Annotated in this window: 20 protein-coding genes; 6 read left to right on the top strand and 14 right to left on the bottom strand. The window is 69.0% G+C overall.

Annotation, left to right across the window (positions count from 1 at the left end; genetic code table 11):
- Nucleotides 1–5 precede the first annotated feature (5 nt).
- The 6 genes from ACQEU1_RS34695 to dxr all read right to left on the bottom strand — a co-directional run bounded on the left by ACQEU1_RS34695 (nucleotide 6) and on the right by dxr (nucleotide 6,687).
- Nucleotides 6–134, bottom strand: coding sequence for a hypothetical protein (locus ACQEU1_RS34695; protein ID WP_433210728.1), 129 nt, complete (start codon nucleotides 132–134; stop codon nucleotides 6–8).
- Nucleotides 134–1,924, bottom strand: coding sequence for a penicillin-binding transpeptidase domain-containing protein (locus tag ACQEU1_RS34690; RefSeq protein WP_433210726.1), 1,791 nt, complete (start codon nucleotides 1,922–1,924; stop codon nucleotides 134–136). Before ACQEU1_RS34690 ends, ACQEU1_RS34695 begins: the two co-directional genes overlap by 1 nt.
- Before the next feature lie 18 nt (nucleotides 1,925–1,942).
- Entirely contained in the window at nucleotides 1,943–2,794 is an 852-nt protein-coding gene (locus ACQEU1_RS34685) for a GNAT family N-acetyltransferase (protein WP_433210724.1), read from the bottom strand.
- Nucleotides 2,795–3,150: 356 nt separating this feature from the next.
- Complete coding sequence (gene ispG / locus ACQEU1_RS34680) at nucleotides 3,151–4,281, bottom strand: flavodoxin-dependent (E)-4-hydroxy-3-methylbut-2-enyl-diphosphate synthase (protein ID WP_433211962.1); 1,131 nt, start codon at nucleotides 4,279–4,281, stop codon at nucleotides 3,151–3,153.
- Between the two features lie 50 nt (nucleotides 4,282–4,331).
- Complete coding sequence (locus tag ACQEU1_RS34675; RefSeq protein WP_433210722.1) at nucleotides 4,332–5,549, bottom strand: M50 family metallopeptidase; 1,218 nt, start codon at nucleotides 5,547–5,549, stop codon at nucleotides 4,332–4,334.
- 7 nt (nucleotides 5,550–5,556) lie between these two features.
- Nucleotides 5,557–6,687 carry a 1-deoxy-D-xylulose-5-phosphate reductoisomerase gene (dxr, locus tag ACQEU1_RS34670; RefSeq protein ID WP_433210720.1) on the bottom strand — a complete coding sequence of 377 codons (1,131 nt, stop codon included), beginning with the start codon at nucleotides 6,685–6,687 and terminating at the stop codon, nucleotides 5,557–5,559.
- A gap of 135 nt (nucleotides 6,688–6,822) precedes the next feature.
- Here dxr and ACQEU1_RS34665 point away from each other — a divergent pair, with 135 nt between their 5' ends.
- Nucleotides 6,823–7,089: a GlsB/YeaQ/YmgE family stress response membrane protein gene (locus ACQEU1_RS34665; protein ID WP_433210718.1), complete on the top strand. Its 267-nt coding sequence runs from the start codon at nucleotides 6,823–6,825 to the stop codon at nucleotides 7,087–7,089.
- A 120-nt stretch (nucleotides 7,090–7,209) separates the two neighbouring features.
- Here the strand turns inward: ACQEU1_RS34665 and ACQEU1_RS34660 are convergent, their stop codons facing one another.
- From ACQEU1_RS34660 to ACQEU1_RS34645, 4 genes are all read right to left on the bottom strand, one after another.
- On the bottom strand, nucleotides 7,210–7,860 hold the full coding sequence (locus tag ACQEU1_RS34660) for a response regulator (RefSeq protein ID WP_285638736.1): 651 nt from the start codon (nucleotides 7,858–7,860) through the stop codon (nucleotides 7,210–7,212).
- Nucleotides 7,857–9,461 (bottom strand): sensor histidine kinase, encoded by a 1,605-nt coding sequence (locus ACQEU1_RS34655; protein ID WP_433210716.1) that lies wholly within the window; start codon nucleotides 9,459–9,461, stop codon nucleotides 7,857–7,859. The genes ACQEU1_RS34660 and ACQEU1_RS34655 overlap by 4 nt, the downstream gene beginning before the upstream one ends.
- 73 nt (nucleotides 9,462–9,534) lie before the next feature.
- Entirely contained in the window at nucleotides 9,535–10,344 is an 810-nt protein-coding gene (locus ACQEU1_RS34650) for an ABC transporter permease (protein ID WP_433210714.1), read from the bottom strand.
- Nucleotides 10,341–11,180, bottom strand: coding sequence for an ABC transporter permease (locus tag ACQEU1_RS34645; protein WP_433210712.1), 840 nt, complete (start codon nucleotides 11,178–11,180; stop codon nucleotides 10,341–10,343). Before ACQEU1_RS34645 ends, ACQEU1_RS34650 begins: the two co-directional genes overlap by 4 nt.
- Nucleotides 11,181–11,294: 114 nt before the next feature.
- Here ACQEU1_RS34645 and ACQEU1_RS34640 point away from each other — a divergent pair, with 114 nt between their 5' ends.
- Nucleotides 11,295–11,834, top strand: coding sequence for a TetR/AcrR family transcriptional regulator (locus ACQEU1_RS34640; protein WP_433210710.1), 540 nt, complete (start codon nucleotides 11,295–11,297; stop codon nucleotides 11,832–11,834).
- A complete protein-coding gene (locus ACQEU1_RS34635) occupies nucleotides 11,809–12,921 on the top strand; it encodes a cytochrome P450 (RefSeq protein ID WP_433210708.1) in 1,113 nt (370 codons plus the stop codon). The genes ACQEU1_RS34640 and ACQEU1_RS34635 overlap by 26 nt, the downstream gene beginning before the upstream one ends.
- Here ACQEU1_RS34635 and ACQEU1_RS34630 read toward each other — a convergent pair.
- Nucleotides 12,908–14,038 carry a polyamine ABC transporter substrate-binding protein gene (locus ACQEU1_RS34630; RefSeq protein WP_433210706.1) on the bottom strand — a complete coding sequence of 377 codons (1,131 nt, stop codon included), beginning with the start codon at nucleotides 14,036–14,038 and terminating at the stop codon, nucleotides 12,908–12,910. The two genes, ACQEU1_RS34635 and ACQEU1_RS34630, sit on opposite strands and share 14 nt — an antisense overlap.
- The gene (locus ACQEU1_RS34625) at nucleotides 14,031–15,170 is read right to left on the bottom strand and encodes an ABC transporter ATP-binding protein (protein WP_433210704.1); all 1,140 of its coding nucleotides are present in this window, start codon (nucleotides 15,168–15,170) and stop codon (nucleotides 14,031–14,033) included. Before ACQEU1_RS34625 ends, ACQEU1_RS34630 begins: the two co-directional genes overlap by 8 nt.
- 321 nt (nucleotides 15,171–15,491) lie before the next feature.
- On the opposite strand from ACQEU1_RS34625, the gene ACQEU1_RS34620 reads away from it, so the two are divergent.
- Complete coding sequence (locus tag ACQEU1_RS34620; protein ID WP_433210702.1) at nucleotides 15,492–15,749, top strand: DUF2631 domain-containing protein; 258 nt, start codon at nucleotides 15,492–15,494, stop codon at nucleotides 15,747–15,749.
- Here the strand turns inward: ACQEU1_RS34620 and ACQEU1_RS34615 are convergent.
- Entirely contained in the window at nucleotides 15,746–16,645 is a 900-nt protein-coding gene (locus ACQEU1_RS34615; protein ID WP_433210700.1) for an NADP-dependent oxidoreductase, read from the bottom strand. The two genes, ACQEU1_RS34620 and ACQEU1_RS34615, sit on opposite strands and share 4 nt — an antisense overlap.
- 104 nt (nucleotides 16,646–16,749) lie before the next feature.
- Between ACQEU1_RS34615 and ACQEU1_RS34610 the strand changes: the two genes are divergently transcribed.
- Nucleotides 16,750–17,112 carry a winged helix-turn-helix transcriptional regulator gene (locus ACQEU1_RS34610; protein ID WP_394622218.1) on the top strand — a complete coding sequence of 121 codons (363 nt, stop codon included), beginning with the start codon at nucleotides 16,750–16,752 and terminating at the stop codon, nucleotides 17,110–17,112.
- Here the strand turns inward: ACQEU1_RS34610 and ACQEU1_RS34605 are convergent, their stop codons facing one another.
- Nucleotides 17,113–18,675: a serine/threonine-protein kinase gene (locus ACQEU1_RS34605; RefSeq protein ID WP_433210698.1), complete on the bottom strand. Its 1,563-nt coding sequence runs from the start codon at nucleotides 18,673–18,675 to the stop codon at nucleotides 17,113–17,115. It abuts the gene before it with no gap.
- A gap of 187 nt (nucleotides 18,676–18,862) precedes the next feature.
- On the opposite strand from ACQEU1_RS34605, the gene ACQEU1_RS34600 reads away from it, so the two are divergent.
- Nucleotides 18,863–20,011 (top strand): ricin-type beta-trefoil lectin domain protein, encoded by a 1,149-nt coding sequence (locus tag ACQEU1_RS34600; protein WP_433210696.1) that lies wholly within the window; start codon nucleotides 18,863–18,865, stop codon nucleotides 20,009–20,011.
- Nucleotides 20,012–20,017 lie beyond the last annotated feature (6 nt).

The following is a 20,017-nucleotide window of genomic DNA, read 5'->3' as shown; positions in this document are numbered from 1 at the left end:
CCACATTAGCCTTGCATGCGCTCCATGCCCTGAACCTGGTCCTCCGCCCGCGGCTCTGGCAGCCGGGGCGCGGGCAGCAGGACGCCGGCCCGGATCAGGCGCTCACGCATGGTCAGTTGCTTGGTCTTGCTCATCACGGCACCGCCTTGAGGAACCTCGCCGCCACATCCACGGCTGGAGTCGAAGTTTCTCCGCTGAGCACCAAAGTCGCGAACGCTAGATCGCCCCGGTAGCCCATGAACCACCCGTGTGAGTGCACGCCGTCACCGAACTGTGCGGTACCAGTCTTGCCGCGCACGTCGCCGTACGGCTTGAGTTGCGGTGCAGTGCCGGCCTCGATGACCTCGCGCATCATGGCGCGCACCGGGTCGAGAGCGGCGATCGGTGGCGCGGTGGGCTGTTTGTCGGCTTTGGTCTCCTTGCCCCGCACCAGTTGCGGCGTCGGCACGGAACCCTTGGCGATGGACGCCGACACCAGGGCCATGCCGAACGGCGACGCCAGCACCTTGCCCTGGCCGAACGCGTCCTCTGCCCGTTCCACCACGTCGGTGGCGGGCGGGACCGAGCCGGTGATGGTCGTCAGGCCGGGGATGTCGAAGTCGACACCGAGGCCCAGCGACAGGGCGGCGTTCGGCAGCAGGTCGGGCGGCATGTCGACGGCGAGCTGCGCGAAGGTGGTGTTGCAGGAGAACGCGAACGCCGAGTGCAGCGGGATGGTGCCCTTGTCGAACTCGCTGGAGTTCGGCACGATCCGGCGGCCGTCGATGGTGGTCTTGCCGGGGCACGGCACCGGGGTGTCGGCGTTGACCTTGCCGGACTCGATCGCGGCCAGCGCCGAGACGGCCTTCATGGTGGAGCCCGGCGGGAAGCGGCCGGTCAGGGCCAGTGCGCCCTGGGCGTCGGCCAGGTCGTTCTGCGCCACCGCGAGGATGTCGCCGGTGGACGGCTGGAGCGCCACCAGGATCGTGGGCTGCTTCTCGGGTTCGACGGCGTCCTCCGCGGCGGCCTGGATCACGCGCGACAACGCGACGTTCACGGCCTTCGCGGGTTCGGCGGCCTTGGAGTGCAGCTCCTCGACCTCGGTGCCCTGCGCGTCGACGGTGCTGACGCGGAAACCCGCGTTGCCCGCGATGTCGTTCTCCATCAGCTTGCGGACCGCGGGCAGCACCTGGGAGCCGAACGTGCGGCTGGGCGCGAGCAGCGACGTCTGCGAGCTGAAGCGGACGCCGGGCAGCTCGTAGATCTTCGGCTTCACCGACTGGTAGTCGGCGTCGCGCAGCGCGGCCACCTGGTAGGCCTGGCCCTCGGGGGTCTTGCCCACGCCGTCGGTGATGGTCTGCTGGGTGATGGCCTGGTCGAGCGGGTTCAGCGCCTCGGCGAGGGTCTTGGTGACGGTGCCGAGATCACCGGCCTCCTTCGCGACCAGCAGGACCGACACGACGCGTTCGGGGGCCAGCAACGGCGTGCCGTCGCGGTCCAGCACCGGCGCGGGGTCGGGCGTGAGCTCGGTGAGCTTGACGGTCTGCTGCGGCGCGAGCTTCGGGTGCGCCACCGACGACGCCCAGTGCACCTTCCACGTGTCGCCCTCCTGGCGCACGTCGAACTTGGTCGGGTACGTCCAGTGGCGGTTCTTGCCGAGGTTCCAGTCGAGCGTGACCGACGCCTCCGACGCGAGCTCGCCGTTCTTGCGGATCTGGTCGACCTTGCTGCTCAGGCCCTCCGGCTTCAGCGCGGCTCTGAACTTCTCCAGGGTGTCCTTGGCGTCGTTCGGGTTGTCGGTCATCCCGGCGGCACCGGCCACGTCACCGGACGCGAGCTTCGCCAGGAAGTCGTTGGTGATCTCCGGAGCCCCGGGTTCCGACCTGAACAGCCCACAGCCGCTCACCGCCACCAGCAGAACCGTGATCGTCGCGAGAAGGCGCACTCGCGCGAGTATGCCCGTTCAGAAGAGGACAGTGGCGTATTGCCCGACTTGTTCGAAACCGATTCGGCGGTACGCGGCCTGCGCCACGTGGTTGTAGCCGTTGACGTAGAGGCTCGCGGTCCTGTTCAACACCCTGGTCAGCCGGTCGGCCACCGCCGCCGTGCCCGCCGTGCCGATGCCCTCGCCCCTGCGGTCAGGCCGCACCCAGACCCCTTGGATCTGCCCCACCTTGGACGACATCGCGCCGATCTCGGCCTTGAAGACCACCTCGCCGTGCTCGAACCGCGCGAACGCCCGCCCGGCCGCGATGAGCTCGCTCACCCGCGCCCGGTAACCGGCCCCGCCGTCCTCGGCGCACGGGTCGATGCCGACCTCCTCGATGAACATCGAGATGGCGGCGGGCAGGTAGCGGCCGATCTCACTGGGCCGGACCTGCCGGACCAGCGGGTCCGGGGTGATCTTCGGCGTGCCGGAGATGGCCATCAGCGGCTGGTCACCGCGCACCTCGCGGGCAGGCCCCCAGTCCTGCTGGAGCTCGTCCCACAACGTCAGCACCTGCTCGGCGGGCCCGACGAGGCTGGAGCACATGCGGCCTCTCCTGCGCGCCCGGTCGGCGAACATGCGCATGGCCGCCGCACTGCCCTTGAGCGGGATCAGGTTGGGCCCGGAGAAGCAGAGACCGTCGATCTTGCCCCGGACCGGCTTGGAGTCGGAGGCCCACATCTCCCCGCCGAGGCGCCACGGGTCAAGACCGGCGACCTCGACCCTGGCCGCGACCATGCACGCCGCCACGGGGTCGGCGTCGAACACCCCGCGCACGTCGATCAGGTCGCGTTCGTCGAGAACGCGCGCTCCGGCCAGCCTCAGCACGTCACCTAGCGTGCCAGATGAAACGGCCCCGTGACATCAGCCAACAGTGCTCCTGTGCCCAGACACACGGTGATCACCGGTGATCGGGCAAGCCAGGAGAGGGTCTAGGTGGGTTCCGCGCCGTGGTGGTGGTGACGGCTCCGGTGGTCCCCCACAGCACTGCCTGCGGCTCACACACGACCACCCACGGCGCCGCCCGCGCCGACGCGAAACGTCCCGCTACATGTCACCGCATCACCGCCACTCGCAGCCCACCACCCCCGCAGGCGCCCCAGGCCGTGCCCACCCACCCCGGACACGGCTGAGGGGCCGCCTCGCGAAGAAAGGCGGCCCCTCAGACGAGCTTTCAGCCGGGATCAGCCGACGGTGACGGCCGGGGACTCGCCCTCGACCGGTTCCATCTCCTCGGCGAGGCGCATGGCCTCCTCGATCAGCGTCTCCACGATCGCGTGCTCCGGCACGGTCTTGATGACCTTGCCCTTCACGAAGATCTGGCCCTTGCCGTTGCCGGACGCGACGCCCAGGTCGGCCTCGCGGGCCTCGCCGGGGCCGTTCACGACGCAGCCCATGACGGCGACGCGCAGCGGCACCTCCATGCCCTCCAGACCGGCCGTGACCTGCTCGGCGAGCGTGTACACGTCGACCTGGGCGCGGCCGCACGACGGGCAGGAGACGATCTCCAGCTTGCGCGGGCGCAGGTTGAGGGACTGGAGGATCTGGTGGCCGACCTTGATCTCCTCGACCGGCGGGGCCGAGAGCGACACCCGGATGGTGTCGCCGATGCCCTGCCGCAGCAGAGCGCCGAAGGCCACGGCCGACTTGATGGTGCCCTGGAAGGCGGGGCCGGCCTCGGTGACGCCCAGGTGCAGCGGGTAGTCGCACTGCTCGGCCAGCAGTTCGTACGCGCGCACCATGACGACCGGGTCGTTGTGCTTGACGGAGATCTTGATGTCGTGGAAGTCGTGCTCGGCGAAGAGCGACGCCTCCCACATCGCCGACTCGGCCAGCGCCTCGGGCGTGGCCTTGCCGTACTTGGCGAGCAGGCGCGGGTCCAGAGAGCCCGCGTTCACGCCGATGCGGATCGGCGTGCCGTGATCGCGGGCGGCGGCCGCGATCTCCTTCACCTGGTCGTCGAACTTGCGGATGTTGCCGGGGTTGACCCGGACAGCGGCACAACCAGCCTCGATGGCGGCGAAGACGTACTTCGGCTGGAAGTGGATGTCGGCGATCACCGGGATCTGGGACTTCTTGGCGATCGCCGGCAACGCGTCCGCGTCGTCCTGCGAGGGGCAGGCGACGCGGACGATGTCGCAGCCGGCCGCGGTGAGTTCCGCGATCTGCTGCAACGTCGCGTTGACGTCCGACGTGAGAGTCGTCGTCATCGACTGGACGGAGACGGGGAACTCGCTGCCGACACCGACGTTGCCCACCATCAACTGGCGGGTCTTGCGACGTTCCGACAGCACCGGCGGCGGCAGTGCCGGCATTCCGAGCATCACGCCGTCACTCATGGGTTGTGCACCTTTCCGTGGATCACTTATTGCAACCTGATCGGGTTGACGATGTCGGCGGTCACGGTCAGCAGCGTGATGGCGCCGCCGATGAAGATGACCACGTAGGTGAGCGGCAACAGGCGCATGTAGTTGACCGGGGCGCCGGCGGGCTTCCCGCGCAGCTTCCTCAACCAGTCTCGCACCCGTTCGTACAGGTTGACGGCGATGTGACCACCGTCAAGCGGGAGCAGCGGCAGGAGGTTGAACACACCGACGAAGAAGTTCAGGCCCGCCAGCATGAGGATGAAGAACGCCCACAGGCCGCGCTCGGCCGCGTCGCCACCCAGGCGGGAGGCGCCGACGACGGAGATCGGGGTGTCGAGGTCGCGTTCGCCGCCGCCGATGGCCTTGACCACGGCCGGGATGCGCTCCGGGAAGCGCATGAGGCCCTTCCAGGTGTTCACGAACATGTCGCCGGTGAACGCGATGGACGCCGGGACCGCGGCGAGCGGGGTGTACTCGAAGTTCTGCTGCCAGGTGACGCCGATGGCGCCCACTTCCTTGACCTCGCGGCCGCCCTTGCCGTCGAGCACCTCGCGGGTGACCTGCGGCACGTTCACGTTGAGCGTGAGCTCCTTGCCGTCGCGCAGCACCTTGAACTCGGTCGGGCCCTGCAGGTCGCGGGTGACCTTGAGCATCTCGGTCCACGTCGAGATCGGCTTGCCGGCGATCGACGTGACCTCGTCACCGGGCTTCAGGCCCGCGTCCTTGGCCGGGGCCGGGGCGCCGGGCTGGCACGGCGTGTCGAGGGTGAGGCCGACGGTGTGGTCCTGCACGCACGGCGAGATCTCCGCCAGCACCGGCAGGTCCTTGTTGTTCGGCAGGCCGAGCGACATGGCGAGGATCAGCAGGATGATGAAGCCGAGGATGAAGTGCGTGATCGACCCCGCGGACAGCACGATGACGCGCTTCCACACCTTCTGGTTGTAGAAGGCGCGCTTGCGGTCGTCCGGGTGCACCTCGTCCAGCGCCGTCATGCCGGTGATCTCGCAGAAACCGCCGGCCGGGATCGCCTTCAGGCCGTACTCGGTCTCGCCCCTGCGGAACGAGAAGAGCTTCGGGCCGAACCCGATGAAGTAGCGGGTGACCTTCATGCCGAAGGCCTTCGCGCTCAGCAGGTGCCCGAACTCGTGCAGCGCGATGGACACCGCGATGCCGAACGCGAACAACAGCACCCCGAGGATGTTGATGAATGTGTTCACGAGAAGTTCAGTTCCTTCCAACCAGCTCGCGGGCGCGTGCGCGTGCCCAGTCCTCGGCGGCCATGACCTCCGCGACGTCCGCGGGGTCGTGATGCCATTCGTTCGCCTCGCCGAGAACCTGGCCGATGGTGTCCACGATCGACAGGAACGACGTGTTGCCGGCGACGAAGGAGGCGAGCGCCTCCTCGTTCACGGCGTTGTAGATCGCGGGCGCGCAACCGCCAGCGGTGCCGGCCTGCCGCGCGAGCTCGACCGCTGGGAACGTGACGTCGTCCAGGGGTTCGAAGGTCCACGCGGTGGCGGTGTCAAAGGTACAGGCGGGCGCGGCGCCCGCGACGCGCTCGGGCCACCCCAGCCCCAGCGAGATGGGCAGCCGCATGTCCGGAGGCGACGCCTGCGCGAGCGTCGAGCCGTCCGTGAACGTGACCATCGAGTGAATGATGGACTGAGGGTGCACCACGACGTCGACCCGGTCGTAGGGGACCCCGAACAGCAGGTGCGCCTCGATCAGCTCCAGGCCCTTGTTGACGAGGTTCGCCGAGTTGATGGTGACGACCTGGCCCATCGACCACGTCGGGTGCGCCATCGCCTCGGCCACGGTGACCGCTTCGAGCTCTTTGCGCGTTTCGCCCCGGAAAGGGCCGCCGGAAGCCGTCAGAACCAGTTTGCGCACTTCGTTCTCGGTGCCACCGCGCAGGCATTGCGCGAGCGCGGAGTGCTCGGAGTCGACCGGCACGATCTGGCCGGGCTTCGCCGCCCCCAGCACGAGCGGCCCGCCCGCGATGAGCGACTCCTTGTTCGCGAGCGCCAGCGTGGCCCCCGACTCGAGGGCCTTGAGCGACGGTTCCAGCCCCCTGGACCCGTCCATGCCGTTCAGGACCACGTCCGCGGGCGCGGCCTCGATCAGGTCGACCATGCTGGTCAGCGTCCTGACGCCGGGCACCTCGGCCCCGTTGGCCACCGCCACCACGGGTACGTCGAACTCTGCCGCCTGCTCTTTCAGCAGGTCCAGCTGACGCCCGCCCGCGCCGAGCCCGACGACCCGGAAGCGGTCGCGGTTGCGCCGGATGACGTCGAGCGCTTGGGTCCCGATCGAGCCGGTGGACCCGAGGATCAGGACAGTGCGTGGAGTACTCATCGCCCCTCATTGTTCCGGAGAGTGCCTGAGAGCCCGGCACAGCCCGTTACTTTGATAACGGAGTGGTTTTGGAGGTGTGAAGTCACCAGTTCGAGGGCATTCCAGCGTCGTCAAGTCGTTGGAAGGAGACTCTCCGTGGGCATCCTCGGATGGATCGTGCTCGGCCTCCTGGCCGGAGCCATCGCCAAGGCGATCATGCCGGGCAAAGACCCGGGCGGGATCATCATCACGATGCTGATCGGCATCGTCGGCGCGATCCTGGGCGGATTCATCGGGTCCGCGCTCTTCGGGACCGATCTCGGGTCGTTCTTCGAGATCCGGACGTGGCTGCTGGCCATCGTCGGGTCGCTAGTCCTGCTGGGAATCTACCGACTGGTCACCGGCAGGCGAAGCCACGCCTAGCCGCACCACAACGTTTGAGGCCGTTCGGGTGACACCCGAACGGCCTCTCGTGTTTTTGGTCGCTGCTTCGCAGACTCCGGCGAGTTCGCCGGGGAGCGAACCCGCGGACCGGTTCTCGGGTCAGTTCGCGATGCCTGCGTCCCTGGCCATCAGCGCTGCCTGGACCCGGTTGGTCAGGCCGAGCTTGGCGAGCAGGCGCGACACGTAGGTCTTCACCGTCGCCTCCGACATGTGCAGCTTCGCGCCGATGTCCGCGTTGGACATCCCCTGCCCGAGCAGCGCGAGCACCTCGACCTCGCGGTCGGTCAGCCCCTCGACGGCCTTCTGCGCCTCCTGCCGCTTCGGCTGGCCCGACGTCGCGACCATGCCGACGACGCGTGACGTGACCATCGGCGAGAGGTACGCCTCGCCGTTGTTGACCGCGCGCACGGCCCGTAGGAGCTCTTCGGGTGCGGAGTCCTTCAGGAGAAAACCGGCCGCACCGTCGGACAGCGCGCGCACGATGTTGTCGTCCTCGCCGAACGTCGTGAGCATGACGACGCGCACAGAGGGTGCGACGACGCGGAGTTCCTTCGCGCAGGCCAGGCCGTCCATGCGGGGCATGCGGATGTCGAGCACGGCCACGTCCACGCGGCGTTCGCGCACGATCTGCAGCGCCTCGCGGCCGTCGCCGGCCTCCGCGACGAGCTCGATGTCGTCGGCGGTGCCGAGGATGGCCTTGATGCCGGCGCGCATCAACGGCTCGTCGTCGGCGATGAGCACCCGGATCATTGACCTGTCCTCTGCACGTGGATCTTCTTCTCGACCAGCTTGCCGTCTCGGAAGCAGAAACGCACCACTCGGGTGCCCTTCGCGAGGTACGACTGCTCGTCGGTGATGTGGTAGACGCACCGGGCGCCTGCGGGCTCCGGGGAGGCCTGCGACCTGCGTTCGCCGTCCGCCACCAGCGGTTCGTCGCCGGCGGGCAGGAGTGCCAGCACGTCGGACTCGGCCTGGCCGACCTGGATGCGGTCGAGGTTCTCCTGCGAGACGACCTGGGTCACCGGTTGCGCGCCGAGGTAGGTGAAGCCGCCGATGATCACGGCCAGCACCAGCGCCGCGCCCGCGATCGAGCCGACGCCCGCCCACTTGCGGAACCCGCGCGGCGACTCGGTCTCGTCCTGCTCGTCCTCGGGCTCGTCGGGGAGCGGGGTCTCCTCGTAGGGCAGCACGGCGGCGATGCGGAAGCCGCCGGACGGCAGTGCGCCGACGTGCAGGATTCCGCCCGCCACGCGCACGCGTTCGGTGAGGCCGATGAGGCCGACGCCAGGTGTGCCGGCGGTGGAACCGTTGCGCGACGGGTTGTTGCGCACCTCCACCACCAACGCGTCCGGTTCGTACTTCACGGTCACCTGCACGGCGGCGCCCGGTGCGTGCTTCGCGGCGTTGGTCAGGCCCTCTTGTGCGACGCGATAGGCGGCGTGAGAGACACGCGACGGCAACGGGTGTGCTTGTCCGCCGCGCACCAGACTGACCAGAACACCGGCCTTGCGCGCATCGCTCACCAACGAGTCGATGGACTCCGCTGTGCGGGTGGCGGGGTCGTCGTCGGGGCCGTCCTCGGCACGCAGCACGCCGATGATCGACCGCAGCTCGCCCATGCCGGTCAACGCGGCCGAGCGCAGCACGCCGATCGCTTCGCGCTGCTTCTCGCCGAGCGACGGGTCGAGCGCCAGCGCCCCGGCGTGCACGGAGATCAGCGACAGCCGGTGGCCGAGGCTGTCGTGCATGTCCTGGGCGATGCGGCTGCGTTCGCGCAGACGCACCTGCCGCGTCAGCAGCTTGTGCTCGCCGCGCATCCGTTCCTCGCGGTCCTGCATGGCCTGCACCAGCGCGTCGCGTTGCGCGAGGTAGCGGCCGACGAGGAACGGCAGCGCCACGCCCACGCCGAAGATCGTGATGAGGATGAGCATCCCGTAGGCGGGTTCGATGTCGAGCGGCCGGTCCACCCAGTCCCACATCACCGCCACGACCACGAACGTGAGCACCGCCGACGCCACGGCCTTGACCCACGACTCGATCCGGCGGCCGGCCGTGTAGCTCAGCACGACCATGATCGCGGGCCCGAGGACCGGGATCGCCGCCCCGCCGATCATCACCGTGGCCGGGAACAGGTGACGCAGTGGCAGCAGCACGACGTAGATGGCGAAGACACCGGCGAGCGCCCAGCCGGACAGCTTCGTCTCGGACCACGGTCCCGGCCACACGTCCAGCAGGATCGCGGCGACCACGACGAGCAGGTCGCCGACGAGCCGCACCGGGGTCAGGCCGCGGAGCCTGGCCAGGGCGTCGGCGCGGAACGCCTCCGCCCTCGCCCGCACAGCATCAATCACGCTGCCCAAGCTACGAGAGGTCCCACCTCTCGCGCGGCACGCTGGAGTATCGAATCGGCGCGACGAAAGTTGACTAGCCGGCCAGCTTCGCGACCGATCCGGCCTTGCGCGCCCGCCACGAGGCGAACACCACGCCGATGATCAGCAGCAGCGCCGTCGCCGTCACCATCAACGTCGACAGCGCCACGATCTCCGGCGAGATCCCGCGCTTCGACGCCTGCGCGTAGACGAACACCGGCAACGTCGTCGAGCCCACCCCGGTCAGGTACGACGAGATCACCACGTCGTCGAACGACAGCAGGAACGCGAACGCCGCCCCCGCCGCCACCGCGGGCGCCACCAGCGGCAGCGTCACGGTCCGGAACGCCACGAACGGCGACGCCCCGAGATCAGCCGCCGCCTCCTCCATCCGCACGTCCATTCCGGACACCCGCGACCGCACCACCACGACCACGAAGCTCAGCGAGAACGCCACGTGCGCGAACAGCAACGCCCCGAACCCCAGCGGAATCCCGGCGAGCTTCACGACGAACCCCAGCATCGCCACACCCATGACGACCTCGGGCACCACGAGCGGCAACGACAACAGCACCGTCCACAGCCCACGACCGGGGAACGCCCGCCGCAGCCCGAAGGCCGCCAACGTGCCGATGACCGTCGAAATCGCCGCCGACGCCAACGCCAGTTGCAACGTCAGTTCCAGAGAGGCGAACACGCGCGTGTCGTCCGCCAGCTCCGAGTACCACTGCAGCGAGAACCCGCTGATGCGCGACAACGACCGTGACGAGTTGAACGACGCGATGGCGAGCCACGCGATCGGTGCGTACAAGAACAGGAACACCAGCGCCACCACGGCACCGAGCGCCCACGGACGACGGGTCACAGCACGTCCTCCCCACGGCGTCCGCGCAGCACGAGCACGGCCACGACCAACACCAGCAGCAGCACGGCCATCGCCGAGCCCAACGGCCAGTTGTTGCCGCCGCGGAACTGGTCGTCGATCACCGACCCGAACGTCGACTGCTCCACCCCGCCGAGCAGCTTCGGCGTCACGAAGTCACCCGCCGCCGGCACCAGGACCAGCAACGACCCGGCCAGCACGCCGCTCATGACGCCCGGCAGCACCACCCGGAAGAACGTCGACACCCGCCCGTGCCCGAGGTCGAACGACGCCTCCGCCAGCCGCACGTCGAACCGTTCGCACGCCACGTACAGCGGCAGCACCATGAACGGCAGGAACCCGTACGTCAGGCCGAGCACCACCGCGCCGTGCGTCAGCAGGAACCCGCCGTCGCGGCCCAGCCCGACCCACCCGAGCACGGTGTTGACGAGCCCTTCGCCGTCCAGCAGCGCCTTCCACGCGTAGATCCGCGCGAGGTAGCTCGACCAGAACGGGATCAGCACCGCCGCGAGCAACGCCGTCCGCCACCTCCCGCCGTACCGCGCGATGAACCACGCCAGCGGGAAGCCGAGCAGCAGGCACGCCACCGTGGTCGCCCCCGCGTACAGCAGGGTCCGCCCGAAGATCGGCAGGAACGCCGGGTCGAGCGCGGTCCGGTAGGCGTCGATCGTCCACGGCAGCACGGCGCGCGCGACGCCGGTGTCGCGCGTCGCGAAGCTGAACTCGACGACCACGACGAGCGGCGCGATCAGGAAGAACCCCAGCCAGACCCCGGTGGGGACGAGCAGGGCGTTGGCTTTCAGCCAGCGTCGGAGCACGGAACGACATCCTGCCGTAACACCCCTAGAAGCCAGGACTCGGCTTGGTGGCCGAAATGGGCTGCGCCGATTTCGGCCACCAAGCCGAGCGAACATCCGTGTACCGTTGTGAACATGAATGTTCACCTGCTCCAGACGGCCACGTCTGTGCTGCTCAAGGACCCGACCGCGTCGCTCGGCGACGTCGCACGGGCGGCAGGTGTCGGCAGGACCACACTCCACAAGCGCTTCCCGACCCGCACGGCGCTGGTCCGCGCGGTCGCGAACGACGCTCTCGACCTGATCGACTCGGTGGCCTGCCAGGTGGACTTCGGCCGCGACGACGCGCTCGAGGACCTCATGACGCGCCTGGTCGCGCTCGGCCCGCGGGTGGAGTTCCTGCTCCGCTTCCCCGGCCTCGAACGCGACGAGGAGCTGCGGGCCCGCATCGAGGCGATGGACGCGCCCGTGCTCGACCTGATCACCCGGCTGCAGGGCACGAGACTGCGCCGCGACCTGCCCGCGTGGTGGATCCTGCACACCCTCTACGCCGGGCTCTTCAACGCCTGGGAAGCGATCAGCATCGGCCGTCTCGCGCCGCTGGACGCTCCCCGGTTCGTGCTCACCACGGTGTTCGAGGGGGTAGCAAGTGCTGGAGCAACTGACCGGACATGAAGACCCGCACCCGATCTACGAACGGCTGCGCGCACACGGCCCGTTGACGCAGGACGGCGGGATGTGGGTGACGACGAGCCACCCGCTGGCCAGCAGGATCCTGCGCGACCGCCGGTTCGGCGTCCGCTTCTCCGACGGCAGCTACCCGGCCAACGGGAGCCTGCTGCCCGAGTCGTTCCTGGAGCAGGACCCGCCGGACCACACCAGGTTGCGCCGGATCGCCACGCCGGCGTTCAGCCCGAAGAAGATCGACGCCTACCGCGCCCGCGTCGAGAAGGTCGCGGAGTCGTTGCTCGACAAAGACGAGTTCGACCTGATCGCGGACTTCGCGGCGCCGTTGCCGATCTCGGTGATCAGCGACCTGCTGGGCATCCCGGACGCCGACACCGCCGAGTTCGCGGACTACGGCGCGCTCGTCGCGGCGTCGTTCGACAGCGGGGTCACGCTGGAGATGGCCAACGCCAACGACAAGGTGCTCGCGCTGTTCGACCGCCTCATCGCGGAACGCCGCAGGACGCCCGGCGACGACGTGATCAGCTCACTCGTCGCCGCGGAGGCCGAACAACGGCTGACGCCTCAGGAGATGCTCGGCACGCTGGTGTTGCTGCTGGTCGCGGGCTTCGAGACCACGGTCAACCTGATCGGCAACGGCACCCGCGCGCTGCTCGACCACCCGGCGCAGTGGAAGCTCTTCAAGGCGCATCCCGACCTCGCGCCGGCCGTGGTCGAGGAGACGCTGCGGTGGGCGCCGCCGGTGCAGCTGACCAGCCGGATCGCGCACGAGCAGGTCGACGGGATCGGCAAGGACGAGATGGTCACGCTGCTGCTCGCCGCCGCGAACCGCGACCCAGAGGTCTACCCGGAGGCGCACCGGTTCGACGTCATGCGCGTGCACAAGCCCGAGCACCTCGCGTTCTCCAGCGGCATCCACTACTGCCTGGGCGCGACGCTCGCCCGCATGGAGGGCGACGTGGCGTTCCGCGCGCTGGCCCGCAAGATGCCGGACCTGCGGCAGACCGGTGAGATCGGGTACCGCGACTCGGTGGTGATCAGGGGGATGAGGAGCTTCCCGGTCAGCCGGTCTTGACCTTCGTCCAGGCGTCCGCGTAGAGCGCTTCGGCGTCGCCGCCGAGGTCCTTGGTGAACGGGAGCTTCGCCAGCTGGTCGTCCGGCGGGTAGACGACCGGGTTGTCCAGCAGTTCCTTGTCTATCAAAGGCTTCGCGGCGGCGTTGGCGCTGCCGTACCGGACGGCGTTGGAGAGCGCCGCACCCGCTTCGGCGCCGAGGATGTGGTCGATGAACCGGTGCGCGTTGCCGGCGTGCGGCGCGTCCTTCGGGATGACCAGGAGGTCCACGTAGGACAGTCCGCCCTCGGACGGGATGGCGTACCCGATGTCGTCGTTGGTGCCGGCGGCCTGGAACGCGTCACCGGAGTACGACTGGGCGAGCCGGACCTGGCCGGAGGTCAGCGGTTCGATCACGTCCGAGTTGATCTGGCCGAGCTTCTTCTTCAACGACAGCAGGAAGTTCGCCGCGTCGTCGATCTGCTTCGGGTCGGTGGTGTTCGGGTCGTGGCCGAGCTTGAGCAGCCCGATCGCCATGCCGTCGCGGGCCTCGTCCAGGATCGAGCTGCGGCCCTGGGCGTTCGGCAGGTCGAACGCGTCGAAGCTCGTCACCTCTCCGCCGATCTGCGACTTCGAGTACGCGAGACCGGTGGTGCCCCAGGCCCACGGCACGGAGAACCTGTTGCCGGGGTCGTACTCGGCCTCGACGAACCGCTGCTCCAGGTTGCGCAGGTTCGGGATGGCGTCGTGGTCGAGCGGCTGGAGCAGGCCGGAGCGCAGGAACCTGCGCAGGAAGTTGTCCGAAGGGACCACCAGGTCGTAGCCCGCCTGGCCGGACGCGATCTTGGCTTCCATCTCGTCGTTGGTGGAGAAGTTGTCGTAGGTGACCTCGATGCCGCTGATCGAGGTGAAGCCCGGCAACGTCTCCGGCGCGATGTAGTCGGTCCAGTTGTAGAAGTTGAGCTTCGGCTCGTCGGTGAGGTTGACGGCCCTGCCCGCGCTGGGGCCACCGGTGTTCGTCGGCGCCGGGCCGACCGCGCAGGCGGCCAGCGCGAAGAACGCCATCGAACCGAGCATCGTGCGCCGGGTCACCCGAGGGCTGTCGACGTCCCACAGCCGGGCGATCCGCAGCTCACCCATCGCCGGACTCCAGCAACACGGTGAACTCGGGGTCCCACGCCATCCGCACGGTCTGGCCTGGCGCGCCCGCGTCGTCGATGCGCTGGGCGTTCTGCACGAACGCCGTGAGCACACCGCCAGGGGTGCCGACGACGAACTGCGTCGAAACGCCTGTGTAGACGACGTCCTGCACGACGCCCTGCAGCACGCACCAGCCCGCCGGCGTCTCGGCGGTCTCGTTGAACAGGTGCACCTTCTCCGGGCGGACGGTCGCGGCGACCTTCTTGCCCTGCGCGACGCTGCCGGCGAACTTCGCCCGCAGGTTCGTGGCGCCGGTCGCCTTCAGCGAGACCAGCCCACCGTCCACACCGGACACCTCGGCGTCGAGGATGTTGGAGGTGCCGATGAACCCCGCCACGAACCGCGTCGCCGGCCGTTCGTAGACGTCCTCCGGGTAGCCGACCTGCTCGATCTTGCCCGCGTTCATCACGGCGATGCGGTGCGAGAGGACCAGCGCCTCTTCCTGGTCGTGCGTGACGTACAGGAAGGTCGTGCCGACCTCGCGTTGGATGCGCATCAGCTCGATCTGGAGCTCTTTGCGGAGCTTGGCGTCGAGCGCACCCAGCGGTTCGTCGAGCAACAGCAGCTGCGGGCCCGCGGCGAGCGCACGGGCGATGGCCACGCGCTGCTGCTGACCGCCCGAAAGCTGCGTGGGCCTGCGCTTGGCGAACTGCGAGAGGCGCACCAGTTCGAGGTGTTCGCCGACGCGCTTCTTCAGCTCGTCGCCGCGCACCTTCTTGCGCTTGAGGCCGTACGCGACGTTGTCCCACACCGACATGTGCGGGAACAGCGCGTACGACTGGAACACGGTGTTGACGTCCCTCCGGTACGGAGGGACGCCCACCATGTCGTTGCCGTCGAGCTCGATGCGGCCCTCGTCGGGGTCCACGAACCCGGCGATCATGCGCAGGACCGTGGTCTTGCCGCAGCCGGACGGGCCGAGGACGGAGAAGAACTCGCCCTCGTGGACGTTGAGCGAGATGCCGTCCACCGCCACCTGGTCGGAGAAGCGCTTGCGCACGCCGTGGAGACCGATCTCGACGGGGGCGAACGTGTCCGGGGTGGAGGCCTCGGCGGGAGAGAAGCCGGTCAAGGTCGAGGGCACCTTCGTGGAGATCGGACGGATGAGCCGCGCAGAGCCTAGGCCCTGTCCTGCAAGTCTGTCAGGTGGCAGGCGCGGGTGAGCGAGCCGGAGGCGGTGCCGCCGCGATGCCCTCATACCGGAGGTATTCGGGCATCGTGGCGGTGCCGCCTCCGGGTCCCTCGGCCGCCACTGCCGCCCGACGGACTTGCAGGACAGGGCCTGGACCCGTCCGACCTCGCCCGTCAGTCGTGCGCGCGCGACCTCACACATCCGGGCCGGGCCACATGTGCGACGATGACCTCGTAATCCGGATGAGCAGTGGAGGAAACCGTGGCCACGTCCTCGGAACTGGACAAGCGTCCTGCCGTCGACCCGCACGAGGAGCCGTCGCACGAGTGGGGCTGGCACGGCCAGCTGCCCAAGGGCACGCGCATCGCCGGCTGGCTCTCCGCGATCTTCTGCTTCCTGATGCTGATCGGCAACCACCACGGCCAGACCGAGAACATCTGGCTGGTAGCGGCCGGCATCACGATCATCGCGCTGCTGGTGTGGGACGCCGCGCGCCGCAAGAAGCCCTGGCGTCGCTAGACGGCTTCGAGCACGATCTTGCCCTGGGTGCGACCCGTCTCGCCCAGGGCATGCGCTTTTTCGGCCTCCGCCAGCGGGAACGTCGCCGCGACGTGCACCCTGAGCTCGCCCGACTCGACCAGCGCCGTGATCGCCTCCAGGCCGGCGCGGTCGGGTTCGACCAGGATCGGGCTGGTCCTGATGTCGTCGCGGATCGGCCTGTCCACTCCGGACGGCACGCCGACGAACAACCCGCCGGGCCGCACCGAGGCCGGTGACGCACCGCCGACCAGGTCCACGAAAAGGTCGACGTCGGTGCCCTCGTAGTCGCCCTTCGTGTAGTCGACCACCTCGTGCGCGCCGAGGTCCTTCAGGAACGCGTGCTTGGGCTCGCGCGCGGTGCCGATGACGTGCGCGCCGTGGGCCTTCGCGATCTGCACGGCCAGGTGACCGACGCCGCCCGCCGCGGCCGTGATCAGGACCTTCTGGCCTTTCTGCACGTCAGCGGTGTCGATGAGGATCTGGTGGGCGGTGAGCGCGGCCAGCGGCAGCGCGGCCGCCTCGACGTGGGTCAGGCTCTTCGGCTTCTTCGCGAAGTGACGCGACGGGGCCGTGACGTACTCGGCGTAGGCGCTCGCGGCGCGCGGGAACCACGGCATGCCGTAGACCTCGTCGCCCGGCTTGAGGGTCGTGACGCCGAAGCCGACCTCCTCGACCACGCCGGAGACGTCCCAGCCGTTGATGAACGGGAACGTCTGCACGCCCGCCATGCCGCTGCCCGCGCGGGTCTTCCAGTCGACCGGGTTGACGCCAGCCGCGTGCACCCTGACCAGCACCTCCGTCGGCAGTGGGGCAGGCTTTGGGACGTCGGTGAGGGAGATGGGGCCGCCGAACTCGTTCTGGATGATCGCTCGCATGGCACCTAGTCTGGGAGACCAGGTCTCTGTCAGCAATCAGGCACTATCTTGTGCACTAGGTACCTGGTAGAAACCATGCCGTGATCAGGGACGTTTACCTCAAGATGTGCCCGTGCCGCGACCTCCTGGACATGGTCGCGTCGAAGTGGACGGCGCTGGTGATCGGCGACCTCGAGGACGGGCCGCGCCGCTTCGGTGAGTTGAAGCGCCGGTTGGAGGGCATCAGCCAGAAGATGCTCACGCAGACGTTGCGCACTCTCGAACGCGATGGACTCGTCACGCGCACGGTGTACCCCTCGGTGCCGTTGCGGGTCGAGTACGAGCTGACCGAGCTCGGGCGCAGCGTCACCGAGCCGCTGGCCGCGCTGCGGTTGTGGGCACAGCGGAACTACGAGTCGGTGGCCGAGGCGCGCGAGACGTTCGACAGCTCGGAACCCGTCGGCCTGGAACCAGCTAACGCCCGCTGATCAGCGGACCGTCCAGCCCAGTTGGAACTCGACCTGCTGCCCCTCGCAGTTCGCGAGGGTCGAGTCGAAGTGCGCGCCCTTGAACAGGCACCGGTAGATCGGGAGCACGGGGACGTCCGCCGGCTGGGCGCTGAAGACGTAGCCGAGCTTGCCGAGGACGGTCTGGCCCTCGCAGTTCGGCTGCGTCGACGTCATGTGGTCCTCGGAGTTGGTGAGGCGGCAGGCGTAGAGGATCCGGGTGTTGGGTTCCTCGTTCACCATGAGCTTGCCGAGGCCGCCGGTGTTCTCGGCGGTGAAGCCCGCCGGCGTGGCCACTTGCGGGGTGCCGCTGTAGTGGAAGTTGGTGCCGCTCTTGATGTGCCGCGTGAGCGCGACGGTCTGACGCGGCGGCTTCGGCTGCGTCGTCGTCGGTTGCGGCGGTGGTGCCTGGACGGACTGCGACGCCTTGCTGGACGGCGCTGCGGAACTGCTGCTGGGTGCCGCGCTGCTGCTGCTCGCCGGTGCGCTGGACACCGTGCTGCTGATCGTGGTCTCGGTCGGCTGGGCCGAGCTCACGCCCTGCTGCGCGGACGCGGTTCCTTGCCGCGCATCGGGTTTGAGGACGAACACGGCTGTCAGCGCGATCACGACCAGTGCGGCCGCCGCACCCGCGAACACGCCGATCTTCTTGCGCGACTTGGGTTTGTCGTCCCAGTCCGCGTGCGTCGGCGTGGGCGGGGTGACGTAGCTGGTGACCGGCTCGATGACGACGGTCTGCTCGGACGGCGTGAGCGGCTTGACCACCGCCGTGGCACCGCTGAGCCGCTGCTTGAGCTGCGCGGCCGTGAGCCGGTGGGTGTCGTCCTGGGTCAGCAACGCCATGATCGTGTCGGCGAGCGGGCCGCTGGTCCGTTGCAGGACCGGCTCCTCGTACATGATCGCGTGCATGGTGGCCGCGGTCGTGTCGCGCTGGAACGGCGAACGGCCCTCGGCGGCGTGGAACATGTTGGCGCCCAACGCCCACAGGTCGCTCGCGGGTGAAGGTTGCTTGCCGGCGAACAACTCCGGCGCCATGTAGCCGGGCGACCCCATGATGCCGCCGGTCGCCGTGATGCCCGGATCGTCCATCGCGCGGGCGATGCCGAAGTCGGCGAGCTTCACGCGTCCGTCGGGCAGCACCATGATGTTGCTGGGCTTGACGTCGCGATGCACGATCCCCGCCGCGTGCGCCGCCTCCAGCGCGTTGAGGGTCTGCAGGCCGATGTCCGCGACCTCGTCCTCGGTGAGCTGCCTGCGGGTCATGACCTCGGAGAGCGTCGGCGCCTCGACGAGCTCCATGACCAGGTACGTCGCGCCGTGCTCGACGATGACGTCGTAGATGCCGACGACGTTCGGGCTGTTCAGCCGTCCTGCCGTGCGTGCTTCGCGGAGCACGCGTTCGGACTCGGTCGTGCGCAGCTCCTTGAGCGCGACCTGCCGTCCGATGACCCTGTCCTCGGCCAGCCAGACGACCCCCATGCCGCCCCGGCCCAGCTCCCGGATCGTCGCGTATCTGCCCGCGACCAGCCTCGTTTCTTCCCCCACGTCGCGGCATGGTAGCCGCCCGTCCGGATCGACCGGTTTCCTGTCCGGTTCTGTCCGCTGACAGTGCGTGCCGGGTTCGCTACCGTTCGAGAAGGTCTAGACCGCTTCCCCTGCACCCTCGCGTTGAAGGCGGTCTCTCATGTCTTTTGGCGTGTTGTTAGCGGCGTTGACCCTGTTCAGTCCGATCGTGGACGACCTCCCGGACGAGTTCCGCGAGCCCTCCCCCGCTCTGTCCGCGCAGTCCGTCGTGTGTGACGGCGACGGCGTGAGCGGCAAGCGCGTGCAGGCCGTGTACGTGCGCGGTGACCAGTCGCCGGACCGGTACTCGCAGCTCGTGGGCCAGTTCCAGTCGTTCGCCGACCAGATCGACAACGCGTTCGTCGAGGCGGCCTCCCGGCTCGGCGGCGGCGTGCGGCACGTGCGGTTCGTGACGCAGCCCGACTGCCGGGCGAAGGTGGACAACGTTGTCGTGCCGCAGTCGGCGATGTCGTCGCCCTCGGCCGTCGCCGACCAGCTGGCCGCGCGCGGGTACAACCGCACCGACCGCAAGTACCTGTTCTGGCACGACTCCGGTGGCTGCGGGGTGGCGTGGGGCGCGCCGGGCGACGACCGTCCGGGTGCCGACAACGGCTACAACTCCGGGCCGTCGTACGCCGCCGTGGGCACGGGCTGCTGGACGTGGCAGGCGAGCGCCCACGAACTCCTGCACACGCTCGGCGCCGTGCAGCGGTCGGCGCCGAACTCCACGGCGTTCGGCCACTGCTGGGACGACGAGGACATCATGTGCTACGACGACGGCGGCATCCCGAACCCGCCTGGCGGCCTGGTGAAGGTCTGTCCCGGCGCGCCGGAGAACCAGATCGACTGCGGTGGCAACGACTACTTCCACACCAACCCCGCTGCCGGTTCGTATCTGGCCACGCGCTGGAACGTCGCGCGCAGCCAGTTCCTGTCGTCGGGTGGTGGCTCCGGAACCGTTGTGGGCATTGGCGGGAAGTGCGTTGACGTGAGCAACTCCGGCACCGCTGATGGCACGGCGATCCAGCTCTGGGGTTGCAACGGCACTGGTGCGCAGCAGTGGTCGCGCGTCGGCGACACGTTGCGCGCGTTCGGGAAGTGCATGGACGTCAACGGTTCTGGCGTTGCCGACGGCACCGTGGTGCAGCTCTGGACGTGCAACGGCACCGGCGCGCAGGTGTGGACGCGGGTCGGCAGCACGTTGCGCAACCCGCAGTCCGGCAAGTGCCTCGACGCGGCCGGCAACTCCTCCGCGGACGGCACGCGGTTGCAGATCTGGACGTGCACCGGCGGCGCGAACCAGAACTGGACGCTCTAGAGATGT

The sequence above is a fragment of the Lentzea sp. CA-135723 genome (assembly GCF_050936595.1).
Lineage (GTDB): Bacteria > Actinomycetota > Actinomycetes > Mycobacteriales > Pseudonocardiaceae > Lentzea.
This window is presented reverse-complemented; position numbering and strand designations above follow the sequence as displayed.